This window comes from Erwinia sp. S43, assembly GCF_016624745.1.
Classification (GTDB): domain Bacteria; phylum Pseudomonadota; class Gammaproteobacteria; order Enterobacterales; family Enterobacteriaceae; genus Erwinia; species Erwinia coffeiphila.
Genome location: NZ_JACVTX010000008.1, coordinates 180,665 through 198,885, shown reverse-complemented (window position 1 = coordinate 198,885; position 18,221 = coordinate 180,665). Strand labels below are relative to the sequence as shown.

The following is an 18,221-nucleotide window of genomic DNA, read 5'->3' as shown; positions in this document are numbered from 1 at the left end:
CTGCTGATCAACGGTTTTAACCTGGACAAAGCGCATATTGGGTCGGGTAACCGCTTCGCAGATGGCCTCCGCATCCGCTGCATCGGTCTTGTTGGTTTTTACGTAAGGTTTGACGTACTGCGGCGGCATCAGTTTCACCTGATGACCATGACGGATAAACAACCGGGCAAAATGGTGGCTGGAAGAACACGCCTCCATCCCGATAAGACAGGGTTCAAGACGGATAACGAATTCAGCAAACTTCGCCCGCGAGAGTTTCTTTTTCAAAACGGTCTGGCCAGTGTGATCGACACCGTGAAGAACGAAAACGTTTTTTGCCAGGTCGATACCGAGGGTAGATACTTTCATCTGGACGCTCCTTCTGCTGAGATTTGACACTCGCACTTTGGCACATCTGATGCCGCAAAGATGGAGCGTCCATCTCATTATCCTTGCGGCAGACACCCGGCTAACCTGTCCCGTAACGGTTCCCCTTTTGAATCATTGCGTTGCTGCCAGAGGAAATCAGTTATTCAAGCAGCAATACCGAAGCCTTCAGGCAATCGGGGATGGACGGGTTAGCGGACCGTCCGAGCACATGGATGTGCGAGGCCGAGCGGACATGGACGTGACAGCGGGTCCGCGTTCCGGCCAGCCCCGATAAGCCAGACACAGGACCTGAAGCAACTCCCCGAGCACCGGAACATAACAGTGGGCCACGTTTCGGATAACCCCGATACGCCCGGGCGCAGAGCGTGCAGCAACCTGTACTCACCAGCGGCACAGCAGCCAAACGTGCAGCAATGAGAATCAGCCTTTGTTCAATACCTGCGGATTCACGCAGTTCTTCTCGACCTTCCCGGTCAACGCGGCAATCAAATTATCCACCGCATCGCGCGCCATCCCGTAACGCGTCTCGTGCGTTGCGGAACCGATATGCGGCAGCGGCACCACGTTACGCAGCTTCAGCAGCTCGGAATTCACCGGCAGCGGCTCCTGCTCAAACACATCCAGACCGGCAGCAAAAATAGTCCCGTCCTTCAGCGCATCAACCAGCGCCTGCTCATCCACCACCGGCCCGCGACCCGCGTTAATCAGAATCGCGCTCGGCTTCATTTTCGCCAGCTGCTCGCGGCCAATCAGATGATGGGTTTCGGCGGTCAGCGGCAGGCTGATGCAGAGGAAATCGGACTCTGCCAGCAGCGTATCCAAATCGCAGTACTGCGCATCAAAACGATCTTCCGCTTCCTGATGATGCTTACGCGCGTTGTAGAGAATCGGCATGCTGAAGCCAAGGTGAGCACGCTGCGCCAGCGCCAGGCCAATACGCCCCATACCCAGAATGCCCAGCTTCTTATGGTGCACGTCAATGCCGAACCAGTCAGGGCCAATGTTTTTCTGCCACTCCCCGGCCTTCACCCGCTCGGCCAGTTCCACCACCCGGCGGGCACTGCTCAGCACCAGCGCCATCATGGTATCCGCGACGGTTTCAGTCAGCACGGTCGGGGTATGCATCAGTACGATGCCTTTATCGTTCAGCGCCGCCACATCGAAGGTGTCATAGCCCACGGAAATCGTGGAGGCCGCACGCAGCTTAGGTGCCTGCTGCAGAAATTCAGCATCAACTTTGCCGCCGGAGCCAAGGATGCCTTCCGCCTGACGGAAAGCTTCGGCGTGAGCAGCGATATTTTCTGGGGTTAAGCCGTTAATTTCGGTCACGTTGAAATGCGCATCCAGCCGCGCTCGCAGATCTTCAGGTAACGACTTATACAACACCACAGACGGTTTCATACGGTTCTCCCTGTTCAGTACAGTGAAACGGGCCAGCATTGACCCGTTTTAAGTTAAGCATGTTTTGCATCATGGGGCAGCGGATCCTGCCGGTCCTGCGACGGCTTGACGATCAGCGTCAGCCACACCGCCACCAGTAATGCGCTCCCCATAAAGATATAGGATGCAGATGGACTGCCGGTGGCACCGTTGAGGTATCCCACCACCCAGGAGCCGAGGAATGAACCCAGCGCTCCCATCGAGTTAATCAGCGCCATCGCGCCCCCGGCAACGTTGCGCGGCAGCATTTCCGGGATGATGGCGAAAAAGGGACCGTACGGTGCATACATCGACGCACCGGCAATCACCAGCAGGGCATAGGACAGCCAGAAATTGTCGGAACCCACCAAATATGAGCCTAAAAAGGCTAATGCACCAATCAACAGTAACGGCCAGACAAACAATTTGCGGTTTTGTAACTTATCAGAGGCCCAGGAAACGACGATCATCGCGATGGTCGCTGCCAGATACGGCACCGCCGACAGCCATCCGGCCTCAACGATGCCCATCTGCGTGCCGTTACGCAGAATGGACGGCAGCCAGAGCACAAAACCGTACACACCGATGCTCCAGGCAAAATACTGCGCACACAGCAGGATAACGTTACGCGACTTAAAGGCCTCAGAGTAGTTACGCACCGCCTTCAGATTTTCCTGCTCTTTCTGCAGCTGCGCCTGCAATGCGGCTTTTTCGGCATCGCTCAGCCACTTCGCCTGCGACGGTTTATCCTGCACCAGGAACCACCAGGCCACGGCCCAGATCACCGCCGGGAAGCCTTCAATAATAAACATTTCACGCCAGCCGAAGGCGTTGATCAGGTAGCCGGACACCACCGACATCCACAGCACGGTCACCGGATTACCGAGGATCAGGAAGGTATTGGCGCGTGAACGTTCGGACTTAGTGAACCAGTTGCTGATATAAATCAGCATCGCGGGCATCACCGCCGCCTCCACCACGCCGAGCGTAAAGCGAATCACCGCCAGCATCGGAATATTGCTCACCATTCCGGTCAGCGAGGCACAGCCGCCCCACAGCACCAGGCACCAGAACACCAGTTTTTTTACGCTGCGGCGTTCGGCATAGATCGCGCCGGGGATCTGGAAAAAGAAGTAGCCAAGGAAAAACAGCGCACCAAGCAGGGAAGAAATCCCCTTGGTGATGCCGAGATCCTCATTAATCCCTGCGGCGGAGGCGAAGCTGAAGTTCGCCCTGTCCAGATACGCCAGGCTGTAGGTGATAAACACGATGGGCATGATGTACCACCAGCGTTTTGGCGCGATTGTCTGCTTCGTCTGCTCGTTCATGGTGTTTCCTCTGTTGAGGGGCCACATTCTGTTCTGTAGGGGAACGATGTGGTGATGTTATGTTTCCGGCCGGCCGTCAGGGTTAAAAATCGCCCAGTGCCGCCCGGGTTGGCAGTCCTTCGCTGTCACCGATTGCCTGGATCGCCAGGGAACCGATTTTATTGCCGCGGCGGATGGCCGCAGGCAGCGATTTTCCTTCCAGCAGGGCGCTGATCGTCCCTACCGCAAAGCCATCTCCGGCACCGACGGTATCCACTACGTTGGTGGTCATAACCGCCGGGACCCGATCTTTCACGCCGTCGGCGGTTTTAAACCACGCGCCTTCACAGCCGGTTTTGATAATCACGGCTTTTACGCCCATCGCCAGATAGAAGTCGGCAATCGCTTCCGGCTGGTCATAGCCGGTGAGGATTTTGCCTTCTTTGATGCCAGGCAGAACCCAGTCGGCATAAGACGCCAGTTCGTTCAGCCGGGTCACCATTTCCCGTTCGCTGGACCACAGCACCGGGCGCAGATTGGGGTCAAAGGAAAGGGTTTTCCCCATCGTCTTCATCTCCTTCGCGGCATGTTTCGACAGCGCCAGCGAGCTGTCAGAAAGCGCAGCGGCCACGCCGCTCAGGTGCAGGTGGCGTGCGGCACCGAAGTAGTCGCGGTTAAAGTCGTCGCAGGAGAGATGGCTGGCGGCCGAGCCTTTGCGGAAATACTCCACCAGCGGATCGGAGCCATCGTCCACCTTCGACTTCAGCTGAAAACCGGTAGGGAAGCGCGCGTCCAGCGTCACCTGCTGGCGATCGACGCCTTCACGATCCAGCTGCTGGCAGGTAAAGCGGCCAAATGAGTCATCGCCGACGCGGCTGACCCAGCCCACTTTCAGGCCCAGGCGCGCCAGACCGATTGCCACGTTCAGTTCGGCACCGGCGATGCGTTTGGTAAATTTCTCAACCGAAGCCAGGTCGCCGTTTTCTGCCGCGACAAACATCGCCATGGCTTCACCAATCGTGACGACATCCAGCGTGCCGTTGATATGGGTCGTCATGATTTATGCCTCGCGCAGCAGGTCAACATAGTGACGGGTCACCGCCACCAGGTCCGGGCCTTCCAGTGGGAATTCAATAGCGCGCGGCACGTCAGATGGCAGCAGGGCGAGCGTCTCGCGCCACAGGTTATCGGCTTCATCCAGCGGGATAGCGCGCCAGCTTTCGCCGTGCGGCACCGCCGCTTTAACGTGGATATAGCTGACGTAGCGGCTCAGGCTTTCCGCCGCCGGAAGCGGCTGGTCGCCGACCCACAGCCAGTTGCCGGTATCAAAGGTCATGCCGTTGCAGATGCGGCTTTCGCCGCAGGCGTGGAAAAAGCCATCGAGGGCGGCAAAACGGCCGTATTCGGTCTGGTCGTTTTCCACCACCAGATGCACTTTCTTACCGGCAAGCCTGCTGCGGAGTTCGCTGCTGTCGAAATCGTGATGATAGTTGCCCAGCGAATATTTAATCAGCTGGGCATTCAGCTGTTCCGCTTCCGCAAAATGCTGGTCCAGATGCGGGTTGAGCGAGCCATCTTCGGTAAACAGCGCTTCCGGAACCGAGTAAAAAGCGATCAGTTTTTTAGAAGCAATGTCCGCGCCCAGCGCAGAAAGCTGGCCCAGTACCTGTTCATCCAGCAGTTCGCGGCGGATCTCCACGCCGTCGGCACCTGCGGCAGCAATAATCGGCAGCAGCGCCTGCTGTCCCCCCAGCTCACGCACCTGTTTATTGCCGTAGGCCGCGGTGACAACGATGACTTCTCTTTTCATGATTTCTCCGGTTAATTCACCCGATTTGATGGGAAAACGGTAAATGGAACCGGTTCCAAAGAAAAGTACCAAAGCGGTATTTTATGACGGCGCTCACGGAGTGAACGCTTTTCTGCGTGAAATAGAGGAACGCCAGGGTGGGATGAGAAGTCTTGCTGGGGCACGATCGGCCCCGGGTTATTACGAGGACATGTGCTTAGCGGACAATCGGCTGCGTTGAGCCCCGCACCACCAGTTCCCCGGAAAATACCTGTTCTTGCAGTGGCTGATCTCCACCCTCAATGCGGCTGATCACCTGCTCCAGCGCAGCATAGCCAATCTGCCAGGTAGGCTGCTTCAGGGTGGTGATGCCAACGCCCGCCAGCTCTGCCCACTCCAGTTCGTCAAAGCCCAGCAGGCCCAGCTGTTCTCCCCAGTTCAGATTCAGCCGACGCAGGGCGCGGGCAACCTGTAGCGTCAACGCGCCGTTGACGGCCATCACCGCGCAGGGCGCTCCCTGGTGACGCTGATAGAACTCACTCAGCACCTGCTGCATACGGGTTTCATCATCCAGTTTCACTTCGGCGTGTTCGGCAATCAGATCGGGCTGCTGCGCCATGCGTTCATGGAACGCGTGAATACGCTCCAGACGGGTGTTAACCAGGCCAAGCGGCTCGCTGATAAACAGCAGCGCACGATAACCCTGCGACAGCAGATGTTCAGTGGCCTGCAGCGCCGCCGCGTGGTTATCCAGCCCGACGACATCGCAGGCGAAATCCGGTATTTTTCGGTCGATCAGTACCATCGGCAGCAGCGATTTTTGCAGCTGATTCAGTGCCTCTTCGCGCATGCCCACCGCGTTGACGACAATGCCTTCCACCTGGTAGCTGTTCAGCAGATTGAGGTAGTACTGCTCGAGATCGACTTCGTTATTGGTGTTACACATCAGCAGCGTGAAGCCGTGGCTGCGGCAGGCGGATTCAATGCCGCTCAGCACATCAACGGAATAGGGGTTAGTGATATCCGCGATAATCAGGCCAATCAGTCGGGTACGCCCACGCTTCAGGCCGCGCGCCATCTGGCTGGGGCGATAGTTAAGCGTGCTGATAGCGGCCTCAATGCGCTGCTTCAGATCGTCAGAAAGCGCGCTGAATTCACCGTTCAGGTAACGCGAAACGCTGGTTTTCCCGGTACGCGCCTCTTTGGCGACGTCGCTGATGGTAGCTTTAGCGGCCTTGTTATTCATGGCTGTCCCTGATGATGTGAATAGCGTGAGACTACCATAACTGCCCGCCGGCGGCAGCATCAGGGTATTTTCAGCTCCGGCTGCCACAGTTCCTGTAACGAGGACACCGGCTCCCCTGCCATCAGCCGCAGCGCCATCTCTGCCACCTGCTGCCCGATGGCAGGCCAGGTGGCCTGAGCAATGCTGGCAACGGGCACATCGATCACCGAATCTGTGGGCAAACCGTTGTAGATCATCAACTCGATACGTTCAGGCCCGCTCAGGCGGCCCATCTCACGCAAAGCGATTGCAGCGCCTTCACCCAGCGAGCTGGAATCGGCAATCAGCGCCTGCGGCGGCTGTGGCAAAGCAAGCAGCTGTCGGGTTGTGCGGTAGCCCTCAAGGCGACTGGGCTCTGCCTGCCAGCAGAGGTCGCTGTCGAAGCCGTGCCGCTGCATCGCACTCAGATAACCTTCTCGCCGCTGGCTGACAAAGGCCTGATCGAGGTGGCTGCCAAGCCAGGCGATGCGGTGCAGACCCTGCGCAGCGTAGTGGTCAACGGCCAGGCGCGGCCCGGTATGATGATCAAAATCGAACCAGGCATAAGGTTCTTTCAGCTCGCTGCGGCCCAGCGCCAGAAACGGAAAATTCAGCTGCTGGAGTTTGGCCAGCCGACTGTCGTGCCTTACGGTATGCGCCACAATCAGGCCGCTGACGTAGCGCGAGCGCAGCATCCGCTGCAAAGAACGGTGGTCGTTTTCAGGCGTGTCAGCAAAGATCAGCAGATCCACTTCACGCTCGGCCAGCGCCTGGGCGATAGCGCCGATCACATCGACAAAACTGGTGCCGTTAAAAGGAAGAGGTGAAGAGGGAAAGAGCAAGCCCAGGGCGTTGGTTTTTCCGGTTTTCAGGCTGCGGGCGACCGGGTTAGGGCGGTATCCTCGCCGTTGGGCTTCCTGCTGAATGCGCAGGCGCGTTTCCTCAGCCACATCGTCATAGCCGTTGAGCGCGCGGCTGATGGTGGTAACAGAGAGCCCCAGCGCGGAGGCAATATCTTTCAGTGACATGATGTGTGAATACTGATCAGTTTTTGCGCAGGGTAGCACAAACTGCTAATGGTCACTATGGTCCTGAATGATTATTCCCAAAAAAGAGAATAACGGCCCCGGTACGCTGTGTGCCGGGGCCTGGGGGATTACTGCAGCGGGCTGAGAGTGATTTCTACACGGCGGTTCTGAGCTTTCCCTTCGGCAGTGGCGTTTGAAGCCACCGGATTATCCGGCCCCATTCCGCTGGTGCGCACGCGGTTTGCTTCAACACCCTGAGTAATCAGCGAGCTACCGACGCTGTCCGCACGCTGCTGCGACAGCGACATATTCAGCTGGCGGCTGCCGGTGCTATCGGTATAACCGATAATGTTTACGGCGGTTTTCGGGTACTCTTTTAGTACCATCGCCACGCCGGTCAGCGTGTTGGCTCCGGCAGGTTTCAGCGTGCTGCTGCTGCTGTCAAAGGTGACGTTGCTCGGCATATTCAGCACGATATTGTCGCCGTTGCGGGTCACGCTGACTCCGGTACCTTTCATTTTGTCGCGCAGCTTCGCTTCCTGCACGTCCATGTAATAACCCGCGCCGCCGCCGAGAGCGGCACCGGCGGCTGCACCAATCAGTGCGCCTTTGCCGCGATCTTTCTTCGAAGAAGAAAGCATACCCACCCCGGCGCCTACCGCGGCACCGATACCCGCACCAATACCGGACTTCCCTGCTTCACGCTCACCGGTGTAAGGGTTAGTGGTACAACCGGCCAGCGCAAGCGTGCCGCTCAATATCAGGGAAAGAGTGATAGCGCTTTTTTTCATGAGTATTCCTTTCATTTCGTTCACCGCAGGCAACGTCGCCTGTAAGCGCCAATTATGGCGCTCAATTGTGAGGAAAATACTCAGGCAAATTCTCAAAGTGTAAGAGAAAGCTATTTAATGTTATCCGGGTGGCAAAAACAGTCGGTCGTGTGTTCGCTGATTAATCCGCAGGCCTGCATAAATGAGTAGCAGGTCGTGGAGCCGACAAACTTAAATCCGCGCTTTTTCAGCGCTTTAGAGAGTGCATCGGAAGCCGCATTGGTGGTCGGTGCCTCACGGTAGTGGCCGAAGCGGGTGATTTGCTGTTCGTTATCAACGAAACTCCAGACGAAGTCTCTGAACGATTCACCGGCGGCTTCCATCGCCAGCAGCGCACGGGCGTTGGCGATAATTGCGTTAATCTTTCCCCGGTGGCGGATAATGCCGCTCTCCTGCATCAGTCGTTCAATATCGTCTTCATCCATCCGGGCAACGGCCTGAACGTCAAAGTGATGAAAATGCTGGCGATAGTTTTCTCTTTTCTTCAGCACGGTCAGCCAGGACAGCCCGGCAACCTGGCCTTCCAGACAAATCATTTCAAACAGCGAACGGGCGTCATGATGGGGAACGCCCCACTCGCGGTCGTGATAGGCGATATATAGCGGATCTTCAGATACCCAGCCACAGCGTTGCATAGATAACATTCCTTATTAACGGGTTGGGTACTGAATTTAACCGTTTAAGCGCCAAAAGGCACCGAATGTGCGGTGTTTTTCTGCTCCTCGCCGCAATATTTTTCCACCTCCAGCTGAGCCATATGGCCGCAGTTAGCCTGCGCTAACCGGGAGGAGCCGATATCAAAGGTCAGGCAGTTAACGCTGCCGTTTTTGCACAGGGTTTTAGGCTCTGACAAATCTGCCGGGTCGTACCAGGCCCCTTCACACACCCGAACCACGCCGGGTCGGATATCATCACTCACCAGCGCTCCCACCAGGATCTGCCCACGGTCGTTGTACGCGCGCACCAGGTCCCCGGACTGGATTTTCCGGGCCGCAGCATCCTGGGTATTGATCAGAATCGCCTCCCGATTGCTGACCGCATATTTGTCTCTCAGAGGCGTATTATCCAGCTGCGAATGCAGGCGGTGCGGCGGGTGCGAGGAGTTCAACGACAGCGGATAACGCTGCGCAACGTCGCTGCCGCGCCATTCGTGCGGTGGGAACCAGCCCGGCAGCCCCGGACAGTCGTCGTAATTCATTTTCGCCACGCTGCGGGAGAAAATTTCGATACGCCCGCTCGGCGTACCCAGCGGGTTGAGCAGTGGATCGGCACGGAAATCGGCAAAGCGTATCCAGTTTTTATTCTCTTCCGGGACAGGGAAGCGGATGTAATTGTTCGACTGCCAGAATTGATCGAACGGCGGCAGCGGTACGCCCGCATTACGGGCCTGGGTCTTCATATTGTCGTACATCGTTTTCAGCCACAGCATCTCATCGCGCCCTTCGGTAAAGGCCTGCTCAACGCCAAGCCGCGCGGCAATATCGCGGAAAATATCGAAGTCGTTACGCGACTCGTGCTGCGGCGGCACGCACTGGTGCATCGGGAAAACATAGCGCTGGGAATAGTCGCCGCCCATATCCATATCGTTGCGCTCATAGCTGGTGGTGCACGGCAGGACGATATCGGCAAATTTTGCCGTGGACGTCCACCAGGGTTCATGCACGATAATAGTTTCAGGATGCTGCATGGCCTGCCGCAGATTGTTGGTGTCCTGCTGGTGTACCAGCGGGTTACCGCCAGCGACGTAGACCATTTTAACGTTGGGATAGGTGACCTGGCGGCCATTGTAATCAATGGTTTTTCCCGGATTGGCCAGGCAGTCTGCCATTCTGGCCACCGGAACCGGAACGGGTGAGTTTTGTGGCGCTTCTCCGGCGCTGATGCCGGACAGAATACCGCCTTTCGCCGACGAGCTACCGCCGGAAGAATAGTGATAGCTAAAGCCAAAACCACCGCCCGGCAGGCCAATCTGGCCAAGCATGGCAGCCACGGTCACCAGCAGCCAGTGCGGCTGTTCACCGTGATGCTGCCGCTGGATGCCCCAGCCCGCCATAATCATCGTCCGCTTCTTCGCCATATCGCGCGCCAGCTGGCGCAGCGTTTCCGCTTCGACGCCGCAAATCGTACTGGCCCATTCCGCCGTTTTCGCCACGCCGTCATGTTCGCCAAGCAGGCTTTCGCGGAACTGAGCAAAACCGGTGGTATAGCGCTGCAGGAAGGCTTCATCATGCAGTTTTTCACTCAGCAACGTATGCGCAATACCCAGCAGCATCGCCGCATCGGTGTAGGCGTGCGGCGCGATCCACTCCGCGTTCAGCTGTTTTGAACCGGGGTTATTGATTGGGTCGATGGTGATAATCCGCGTGCCTTTTTTCGCCAGTGCGGCAAAGCCTTCCAGCCCGACGTGATCCGGCACGTTCCAGCTGTTTTTCAGCGTGGTGCAGGGGTTACATCCCCACAGCACCACCAGCTCGCTGTTATCAATCACGTTGGGCCAGGTCGTTTGCTGATCGTATACCTCGGTCGAACCGACAACGTGGGACATAATCACCTGCGCAGCACCGGTAGAATAGTCGCCGCTGTAGCTCAGAAAGCCGCCGCTCAGATTCATCAGGCGATGCAGCAGCGCCCGGCAGTTATGCAGCATGCCGGTACTTTTCCAGCCGCAGGACCCGGCATAAATCGAGGAAGGGCCATAGGCCGACTGCAATCGACGGATTTCATCGCTAACCAGCTGGATGGCTTTTTCCCAGCTGACCTTCACCCATTCATCGCGCCCGCGCAGATCGTTGCGACTGCCGGGGCCATTTTCCAGCCAGCTCTTACGCACGACCGGTGAGGTAATCCGATTGGCGGCGTGCACCTGCCACGGCGCCATCTCAATCAGTTCATTGGGTGCCGGATCGTCCTGAACCGGCTGCACACCCACCATTTTTCCCTGCTCAACAATGGCTTCAAAAGCCCCCCAGTGAGCGGAGGTCAGAATGCCTTTCTTCGCCGGGCGCAGCGCGGCAAACAGCGGCATCGCCTGGCTTACCGCCCGGGCCACGGCGGAAGGAGAAAACAGCAGATCTAACGAGCTGGCGGCCAGCAGCGTGCTGCCCAGTTGCAGAAAACGACGGCGCGACAGGTCGGAGAGTACATTATTTTTCACGAGAGCTTCCTTGTTCAGAGGGCTGTCCGGCAGGTGGCATATCGCTGGCGTGGTTTTGCGCGTACAGCGTCAAAATGCGCAGCTGCTCCTCGTTCAGCGCGGTACGCGAGGCCATACCTTTCATCACGCCAATCCACTGATTTGCGGTGAAGTGATCCAGTGCGGTCAGGCCGTGACAGCCGGTACAGTTAGCGGACATCAAGTCGCTGGCGTACTGCCAGATCTTTTGCTGGTTGGCGATCAGCGCCTTGGAGGGGAACCAGGCGGTCAGAGCAACATGATGCCACTGCGTATCGGTCTGGCTGTCGGTTTGCGATCCCAGCGTTTTCAACTGCTGCTGACTATTTTCATCCAGCACCGCACGAATAATTCGCCGGCCGGGAGCGCCATAGATCACCCCGGTTACACCGTCCTGCTGCCAGCCTTCCAGGCGCGCTTCAGTCAGCAAACCCTGATGACGTAACGGGATCACGGGTGCAGACGGGAACAGCGTACCGGCTGAGCTGGTGATGCCAGGCTCCAGTACAAAAGACTGCGTTTTAATGCTGTAAAGCGGGCTGTCCGCCGGTTTGACGTCGGTCGCCAGGGCCGCAAGCTGGCTGGCACCGGCCGCGTTACTTGAGGTCATGTCCGGCAGGATATGTGCCACACCACGGTGGCAGTTAATACAGGTCTGATTCTCTTTTATCGCTACCGGATGCGCCTTACGGGCTTCAGGCCGCTGCGCAAGAATATCCATCGCTTCAAAGCTGTGGCAGCTGCGGCAGGTGGCTGAGTCGTTGGCCTTCATGGTCTTCCAAACCGATTCCGCCATCGCCAGTTTATGGGCGTTGTACTTCTCTTCGGTATCTATCTTTCCGGTAATTTCGCCATAAACGTCCTTAACTGCGGCGATCTTGGTCAACAAATAGGGAACAGGAGCCGTGGGGATATGGCAGTCGGCACACTCGGCGCGGATACCGGCGTGATTTTCGAAATGAACGCTGCCCTGATACTCAGCCAGCGGTCTTTCCATACTGTGGCAAGAAACGCAGAAGGCCGTATCGCTGGTTTTATGCATCACGGTGACACCACCGGCGACCAGCAGCAGGCCGATGGCCAGGCCCAGCAGCATCAGCAACAGCGCACGCCAGCCGCACAGTCGCTTCAGCCGCCCCTCTTTCCTGAAATAATTCATAACTTCCCCTGTTAGTACTGATTGGCTCAGTGCAGCGCACTGAAAAGTAAGCGCACTTACTTTTATCCCACAGCTTGCGAATGGTTTTTTTGTGGTCAATCAACTCAGGGGGACGTTACGGCAGCGGCATATAAAATCGGTAAAGTACGATTTACAGAAACATTCCGCTATCACGCAGCAGATGTTCATTACCTTTACGGCGGGTAAAACCACTACGGTCGAAAAATTCCAGAATCTGTATCGCCAGCTTGCGGCCGACGCCCAGGCGATCGCGAAAATCTGCGGCGCTGCTGCCCAGTCCTTCAGCATCACGCTGGCGAATAATGTCGGCAAAACGGGTTATCTGGCTGTGGCTGTAATAACGATCCTTCACAACGGCGACGATCAGCCCGCTTTGTGCCGCTTTGCGCAGCGCCTGCCGCATCACATCCTCCGGGCAGTTCAGCGCCAGGGCCAGGTCCCGCACCCAGCGGGCGTTATCGGTAAACAGCGGTTCAGCCCGCTGCCAGAGCGCGGCTTCCTGCGGCTCGAAGCGAATGGCAAAGTCGGGCAAATGCAGCCAGCCCCGGCTATTCACCAGCCTGCCACTGCCGATCAGTCCATCGATCAAACTGCCTGCCAGCGCAGAAGGCCGGTCGGACAACGCCATGCGCCGCAGACGATCGCGCCCCAGGCCTGGACGATCGCCATTGCTGCGGTGATAGTGCGCCATCTCGTCAAGCAGCCGCTGCTGCCAGTCCTGAATCATCTGCGGCAATATCATATACCCGGCGATAATCTCCGGACGCAGGCGGTAGTCCAGATTAACCAGCGCTTCTTCATGCAGCTGACGCGCCCAGCTCAGTTCCGACATTGGCCGTGGGCGCTGCTGCAAATACAGAGCGATGATCTCAGCATCCTCCCGCGCCTGCTCTAACTGGTGCAGCCAGGCAAGAAACCCGGGCTGGCGCTTGCCGCGTTTCGGTGACGCCAGCAGCAGCACCCGCGCCGCTGCAAGCGTGTGTTTCGCGCCGATATCACGCAGGATCAGGCGATCGTTATCGGCCAGCCACAGCGGTGCGTCGAGCAGCAGCTCGGCCAGATTATCCGCCAGCAGCGACAGCCGCCCGGTGATATGGCGGGCACCGTGATGAAGATGCAGCGGCTGGCCCTGCCGCAGCGGCTGGTGCTGTTCCAGTGTGACGATAACCCGCTCGCAGGGCGTTTCCGGCAGTGCAGACAGCAGCCAGTCGCCGCGCGCAATCGCTGATTTTTCCACGCTGCCGGTAATATTCAGCGCCACCCGCTGCCCGCCGTGCGCACTCTGGCTCGGCTGATTCTGCACGTGCAAACCGCGAACGCGGACTGCCTGATTCACGCCGCTCAGCCACAGCGTATCGCCCACGCCGATCTCGCCAGACAGCGCGGTGCCGGTCACTACCAGCCCGGCCCCTTTGACGTTAAACACCCGATCGATAGCGAGACGAAACGGCCCCTCGCGACGGGACTTCCCGACCGGCAGCTGGCGCAGATGATCCGCCAGTGCCGCTATCCCTGCGCCATTCAGGGTGCTGGTAGGAAACTGAGCAACCTGCTGCCAGCCCATCTGCTGAGTGAGGGCATCGATCTGCTGCGCTACGTCAGCCAGCCGCTCGGGTTCCACGCTGTCGCTTTTGGTGATGGCCACGGTCAACGGTGGCCGCCCGCCAAGCTGAAGGATCGCCAGATGTTCACGGGTTTGCGGCATCACACCGTCATCGGCTGCGACCACCAGCAGGGCATGATCGATGCCGCCAATGCCGCTGAGCATATTGCTGAGAAATTTTTCATGGCCGGGAACGTCAATAAAACCAACGATCGCGCCATCCGGCTGCGGCCAGTAGACATAGCCAAGATCGATGGTCATACCGCGCGATTTTTCTTCCGGCAGTCTGTCGGCATTCACGCCGGTCAGCGCCTGTAGCAGCGAGGTTTTACCGTGGTCAACGTGACCGGCGGTGGCAATAATCATGCACTTATCATCCTGATAAACAGTTCTTCGTCTTCCAGCGTGCGCAGATCGAGCCACAGAGAGCCGTCGTGAATGCGCCCGATCACCGGCACATCACCCTCACGCAGTTTGCGGGTGAGCGCCATCAGAGTGCTGCCGCTGCCGTCGCGAGAGGTCAGAGTCAGCGCCGTACCGGGCAGCCGCTCAATCGGCAGCGAGCCGCTGCCAATCTGCGAGGAGCAGGGTGCCAGCGCCACGCAGAACTGTTGCCCGCAGGCGGCTTCCACAGCGGGCAGCAGCCGCAGCCCCTGGGCATGAATATCCTGCCGGGTGCGGGTCAGGAATCTGAGCGTGGGCAGCTGTTCCGCCAGCTTATCCGGCTGACGATACAGCTGGAGCGTGGCTTCCAGCGCGGCGAGGGTGACTTTATCAACCCGCAGCGCGCGCTTCAGCGGATGCTGCTGCAAGCGTTCGATGAGCGCTTTTTTGCCGATGATAATCCCGGCCTGCGGCCCGCCCAGCAGCTTATCGCCGGAAAAGCTGACCAGGCTGGCACCCGCCGCAATCAGCCGCTGCGGCATCGGTTCTTCGGGTAAGCCATACTGGCTAAGATCGATCAGCGAACCGCTGCCCAAATCAACCACCACCGGCAGGTCAGATTCCTCCCCGAGCGCGATCAGTTCCGCTTCACTGACGGCCCTGGTAAAGCCCTGAATCTGATAATTGCTGGTGTGCACCTTCATCAGCAGCGCGGTGTCTTCCTCAATCGCCTGGCGGTAATCTTTCAGATGGGTGCGGTTGGTGGTGCCCACTTCGCGCAGAGTACAGCCCGCCTGAGTCATCACATCCGGGATGCGGAAAGCACCGCCGATTTCCACCAGCTCACCGCGTGAGACGATCACCTGTTTACCCGGTGCCAGCGCGGCCAGCATCAGCAGCACCGCCGCCGCATTGTTATTGACGATGCAGGCGTCCTCCGCCCCGGTAAGCTGGCATAGCAAATCGGCCAGCGCCCGGTCACGGTGGCCGCGCCCCGCATCATCCAGCGAATATTCGAGGGTCACGGGGGATCGCATCGCCCGTGCTGCGGCGGCAACGGCGGTTTCAGCCAGCTGCGCGCGGCCAAGGTTGGTGTGCAAAACCGTACCGCTGAGGTTCAGCACCGGACGCAGCCCGCTGCGGCTGTGCTGATGCAGCAGACTGCGGGCATGGCTCGCCCAGTCCTGGCTCCAGGCAGGGAGCTGATGATGCTGCCGGATATGCTCACGTGCGCTTTGCTGCATCTCACGCAGAATGGCGACCAGCCTGACGTGGCCCCATTCCGCAGAAAGCGCCTGCATCGCGGACTGGCGCAGCAGGCTGTCTATGGACGGAAGCTGATGGAACAGATTACTCACGGTTAGTCGTCACCTCATCCCTGCGGAGCGGAAAAAAATTGCCTGCCGTCTTCATGGCTTACTCCCCAGGGAACAGGAACGGATTCAGGCTGCTGCGGGCAAAACCCTCCTGCTCCATCCGCGCGTCAAGGATCAGCGAAGCGAGATCGTCGGCAACCGGCTCAACGGCCGGATCTTTTTCCTGGTACAGCATTTTCAGGTAGGTCCCGCAGTCGCCGCAGCTTTCGGTTTTAATCGCGGCGTTTTCGCTATCCAGCGACCAGTAGTGCAGGTCTCGCGTTTGCTCGCAGTTGCTGCACTTCGCCCGCACCACGTGCCATTCGCTTTCACACAGGTTGCAGTGAAGGTAGCGCAAGCCGTCTTTGTGGCTGCCCATATGGATTACGCTGGCAACTGGCACGCTGGCACACACCGGGCAAAACTGGCGCTGTTCGCCCGATTCAGCTCTGGCTTTACCGGGGATCAACGCCGCCATCTGCGCCCAGTAGATCGACAGCGCCGCCCAGATAAACGGCGCTTTATCGCTGCTCACCTGGGCGAAGTCGTGGGCCAGCAGCGCTCCGGCCATTTGCTCCAGCTCGCTGGCAGAGGCTTTTTCCAGATTCTCCAGTACCGACAATGCAGGCCCGCTCATCTCCGGCTTCAGTTCGGCAATCAGCGAATGCAGCATCTGCTGCCAGTGGGCATCGCGCGGCAGCGTGGCGATATCCAGCGGCGGTTTGCCGAGGCGGGCACTCTCTTCCAGCCGCGCCTGCAAATCCATCCGCAGCGGATGATCGTAAAGGACGATTTCCTGCGCGGCGGCAATAACCGCCGCAAAGCGCAGATAGTCGCCCAGTGGATTCTTCTCCGCCAGCTGCCGCAAACGGGCAGCCCGGCGACTGTACAGGTGTTTCAGCTGAGGGAAAAGTAACGGCGGAATGCCCCCCGCCGCGTTGCTTTTTTCCTTCTCCAGCCGGTCCTGCGGAATAATTCTAATCGTCATCAGGGACCTTTTTCGTGTTGTCGCGGTGGGTTTTGCTGCTCGCGTAGTGAGCGATACCAGCGCGGATGATGCCGTTTGGCCCAGCTTACGCTAACCCAGCCTTCGACCATGGCGGTTATCGTCCCTTTCACCCACAGTGCCGCATAAACGTGCACCATAATCACCACGATCAGCACAACGGCTGAGACAGAATGCACCACCAGCGCCAGCCGGATCAGCGGGATGCTGAAGTAGCCGGCGAACCAGGGACGCCAGATCGCCACGCCGCTTAACAGCAGCAGCACTAAACTGAGGATCGCTGCCCAGAATACGCACTTCTGACCAAAATTATAGCGCCCGGTATCTCCCACCTCTTCGTTTTGGGCGATTTTATGGATGTTTTTTGCCCACAGGATGTCGTTTCGCTCCAGCAAATTGTGCCGCCAGTAACGGAAGAACATCAGCAGGAAAGCCACAAACATCACCACACCGGTAAAGGGATGCAGGATACGCGCCAGCTGCGGCGTGCCCATGATCTGCATCAACCAGTTAAACGACGGGAAGAAGAATCCCAGGCCGCTCACCGCGGCCAGAACAAAGCAGATGGCCACCAGCCAGTGATTAATACGCTCCGGGGCGCTGTAGCGCTGAATTCGCTGCGGCTTTTTCATGGCTGTTCCTCCTCATCATCATCTTCTTCAACACGGTTAGGTCCGATACCGACATAGTGGAATACCGAAGCGGCAAAGGTGGCGGCAAAACCAATCGCCGCCAGCGGTTTCCAGACGCCTTTCCAGAAAGTCACCGCCGGACTGATCGCCGGGTTCTGCGGCAAACCGTGATAAAGCTGCGGCCTGTCGGCATGATGCAGCACGTACATCACGTGCGTACCGCCCACGCCTTCGGGGTCGTACAGCCCGGCGTGCTGATAGCCGCGTCCCTGCAACTCACCCACGCGTTCGGCCGCCAGCGTTTTCATATCTTCTTTGCTGCCAAAGTGGATCGCGCCGGTTGGGCAGGTTTTCACACAGGCGGGCTCCTGCCCGACGTTAACCCGGTCGACACAAAGCGTGCATTTGTAGGCACGGTTGTCCTTCGGGTTGATGCGCGGCACGTTGAACGGACAGCCGGCAATGCAGTAGCCACAGCCAATGCACTGCTCCGACTGAAAATCGACGATGCCGTTGGCATACTGAATAATCGCCCCCTCGGACGGGCAGGCCTTCAGGCAGCCGGGATCGGCACAGTGCATGCAGCCGTCCTTACGAATCAGCCATTCCAGCCGGTTATTCTCTTCCACTTCCGCGAAACGCATCACCGTCCATGACTGCGCGGACAGATCGGCAGGGTTGTCATACACCCCGACGTTGCTGCCCACCTCATCACGCAGATCGTTCCACTCGGAGCAGGCCACCTGGCAGGCTTTGCAGCCGATACAGGTGGTGACGTCGATCAGTTTGGCCACTTCCTGCTGATGGTCCCGCGCACGCGGCGCGGGGGTGAGGTCATTGGTAGCAGAGCGGCGGATAATGTCCTGAGATTGATAAGCCATCG

The 18,221-nt window shown here is 58.4% G+C and carries 16 protein-coding genes; all 16 read right to left on the bottom strand.

What is annotated here, in order from left to right:
• On the bottom strand, nucleotides 1–348 hold a 348-nt coding region (locus tag IBT47_RS12840), incomplete at its 3' end, for a transposase (protein ID WP_200560709.1).
• A gap of 441 nt (nucleotides 349–789) precedes the next feature.
• Nucleotides 790–1,770: a glyoxylate/hydroxypyruvate reductase GhrB gene (ghrB, locus tag IBT47_RS12835; protein ID WP_200560708.1), complete on the bottom strand. Its 981-nt coding sequence runs from the start codon at nucleotides 1,768–1,770 to the stop codon at nucleotides 790–792.
• Between the two features lie 53 nt (nucleotides 1,771–1,823).
• The gene (locus IBT47_RS12830; protein ID WP_200560707.1) at nucleotides 1,824–3,116 is read right to left on the bottom strand and encodes an MFS transporter; all 1,293 of its coding nucleotides are present in this window, start codon (nucleotides 3,114–3,116) and stop codon (nucleotides 1,824–1,826) included.
• An 82-nt stretch (nucleotides 3,117–3,198) separates the two neighbouring features.
• A complete protein-coding gene (locus IBT47_RS12825; RefSeq protein ID WP_200560706.1) occupies nucleotides 3,199–4,152 on the bottom strand; it encodes a sugar kinase in 954 nt (317 codons plus the stop codon).
• Between the two features lie 3 nt (nucleotides 4,153–4,155).
• Nucleotides 4,156–4,905: a sugar phosphate isomerase/epimerase gene (locus IBT47_RS12820; protein WP_200560705.1), complete on the bottom strand. Its 750-nt coding sequence runs from the start codon at nucleotides 4,903–4,905 to the stop codon at nucleotides 4,156–4,158.
• A gap of 196 nt (nucleotides 4,906–5,101) precedes the next feature.
• Nucleotides 5,102–6,130, bottom strand: coding sequence for a LacI family DNA-binding transcriptional regulator (locus IBT47_RS12815; RefSeq protein WP_200560704.1), 1,029 nt, complete (start codon nucleotides 6,128–6,130; stop codon nucleotides 5,102–5,104).
• A 59-nt stretch (nucleotides 6,131–6,189) separates the two neighbouring features.
• Nucleotides 6,190–7,176: a LacI family DNA-binding transcriptional regulator gene (locus tag IBT47_RS12810; protein ID WP_200560703.1), complete on the bottom strand. Its 987-nt coding sequence runs from the start codon at nucleotides 7,174–7,176 to the stop codon at nucleotides 6,190–6,192.
• A gap of 128 nt (nucleotides 7,177–7,304) precedes the next feature.
• On the bottom strand, nucleotides 7,305–7,967 hold the full coding sequence (locus tag IBT47_RS12805; RefSeq protein WP_200560702.1) for an OmpA family lipoprotein: 663 nt from the start codon (nucleotides 7,965–7,967) through the stop codon (nucleotides 7,305–7,307).
• A gap of 110 nt (nucleotides 7,968–8,077) precedes the next feature.
• Nucleotides 8,078–8,641, bottom strand: a complete 564-nt coding sequence (locus IBT47_RS12800) for a DNA-3-methyladenine glycosylase I (RefSeq protein WP_200545928.1) — start codon at nucleotides 8,639–8,641, stop codon at nucleotides 8,078–8,080.
• Nucleotides 8,642–8,685: 44 nt separating this feature from the next.
• Nucleotides 8,686–11,160 (bottom strand): trimethylamine-N-oxide reductase TorA, encoded by a 2,475-nt coding sequence (torA, locus tag IBT47_RS12795; RefSeq protein WP_200560701.1) that lies wholly within the window; start codon nucleotides 11,158–11,160, stop codon nucleotides 8,686–8,688.
• On the bottom strand, nucleotides 11,150–12,337 hold the full coding sequence (locus IBT47_RS12790; protein WP_234471870.1) for a NapC/NirT family cytochrome c: 1,188 nt from the start codon (nucleotides 12,335–12,337) through the stop codon (nucleotides 11,150–11,152). Before IBT47_RS12790 ends, torA begins: the two co-directional genes overlap by 11 nt.
• A 151-nt stretch (nucleotides 12,338–12,488) precedes the next feature.
• A complete protein-coding gene (gene selB, locus IBT47_RS12785; RefSeq protein WP_200560700.1) occupies nucleotides 12,489–14,327 on the bottom strand; it encodes a selenocysteine-specific translation elongation factor in 1,839 nt (612 codons plus the stop codon).
• Nucleotides 14,324–15,703 (bottom strand): L-seryl-tRNA(Sec) selenium transferase, encoded by a 1,380-nt coding sequence (gene selA, locus IBT47_RS12780; RefSeq protein ID WP_200560699.1) that lies wholly within the window; start codon nucleotides 15,701–15,703, stop codon nucleotides 14,324–14,326. The genes selB and selA overlap by 4 nt, the downstream gene beginning before the upstream one ends.
• 58 nt (nucleotides 15,704–15,761) lie before the next feature.
• A complete protein-coding gene (gene fdhE, locus IBT47_RS12775; protein ID WP_200560698.1) occupies nucleotides 15,762–16,688 on the bottom strand; it encodes a formate dehydrogenase accessory protein FdhE in 927 nt (308 codons plus the stop codon).
• Complete coding sequence (gene fdoI / locus IBT47_RS12770; protein ID WP_200560697.1) at nucleotides 16,688–17,338, bottom strand: formate dehydrogenase cytochrome b556 subunit; 651 nt, start codon at nucleotides 17,336–17,338, stop codon at nucleotides 16,688–16,690. The genes fdhE and fdoI overlap by 1 nt, the downstream gene beginning before the upstream one ends.
• On the bottom strand, nucleotides 17,335–18,219 hold the full coding sequence (fdxH, locus tag IBT47_RS12765; RefSeq protein WP_105593629.1) for a formate dehydrogenase subunit beta: 885 nt from the start codon (nucleotides 18,217–18,219) through the stop codon (nucleotides 17,335–17,337). The genes fdoI and fdxH overlap by 4 nt, the downstream gene beginning before the upstream one ends.
• Between the last annotated feature and the right edge of the window lie 2 nt (nucleotides 18,220–18,221).

Coding starts and splice junctions, on each gene's coding strand:
- fdxH (WP_105593629.1), bottom strand. CDS start 18,219: ATGGCTTATCAATCTCAGGACATTATCCGCCGCTCTGCTACCAATGAC.
- IBT47_RS12810 (WP_200560703.1), bottom strand. CDS start 7,176: ATGTCACTGAAAGATATTGCCTCCGCGCTGGGGCTCTCTGTTACCACC.
- IBT47_RS12825 (WP_200560706.1), bottom strand. CDS start 4,152: ATGACGACCCATATCAACGGCACGCTGGATGTCGTCACGATTGGTGAA.
- IBT47_RS12820 (WP_200560705.1), bottom strand. CDS start 4,905: ATGAAAAGAGAAGTCATCGTTGTCACCGCGGCCTACGGCAATAAACAG.
- ghrB (WP_200560708.1), bottom strand. CDS start 1,770: ATGAAACCGTCTGTGGTGTTGTATAAGTCGTTACCTGAAGATCTGCGA.
- IBT47_RS12815 (WP_200560704.1), bottom strand. CDS start 6,130: ATGAATAACAAGGCCGCTAAAGCTACCATCAGCGACGTCGCCAAAGAG.
- selB (WP_200560700.1), bottom strand. CDS start 14,327: ATGATTATTGCCACCGCCGGTCACGTTGACCACGGTAAAACCTCGCTG.
- IBT47_RS12800 (WP_200545928.1), bottom strand. CDS start 8,641: ATGCAACGCTGTGGCTGGGTATCTGAAGATCCGCTATATATCGCCTAT.
- IBT47_RS12790 (WP_234471870.1), bottom strand. CDS start 12,337: ATGAATTATTTCAGGAAAGAGGGGCGGCTGAAGCGACTGTGCGGCTGG.
- IBT47_RS12805 (WP_200560702.1), bottom strand. CDS start 7,967: ATGAAAAAAAGCGCTATCACTCTTTCCCTGATATTGAGCGGCACGCTT.
- fdhE (WP_200560698.1), bottom strand. CDS start 16,688: ATGACGATTAGAATTATTCCGCAGGACCGGCTGGAGAAGGAAAAAAGC.
- fdoI (WP_200560697.1), bottom strand. CDS start 17,338: ATGAAAAAGCCGCAGCGAATTCAGCGCTACAGCGCCCCGGAGCGTATT.
- IBT47_RS12830 (WP_200560707.1), bottom strand. CDS start 3,116: ATGAACGAGCAGACGAAGCAGACAATCGCGCCAAAACGCTGGTGGTAC.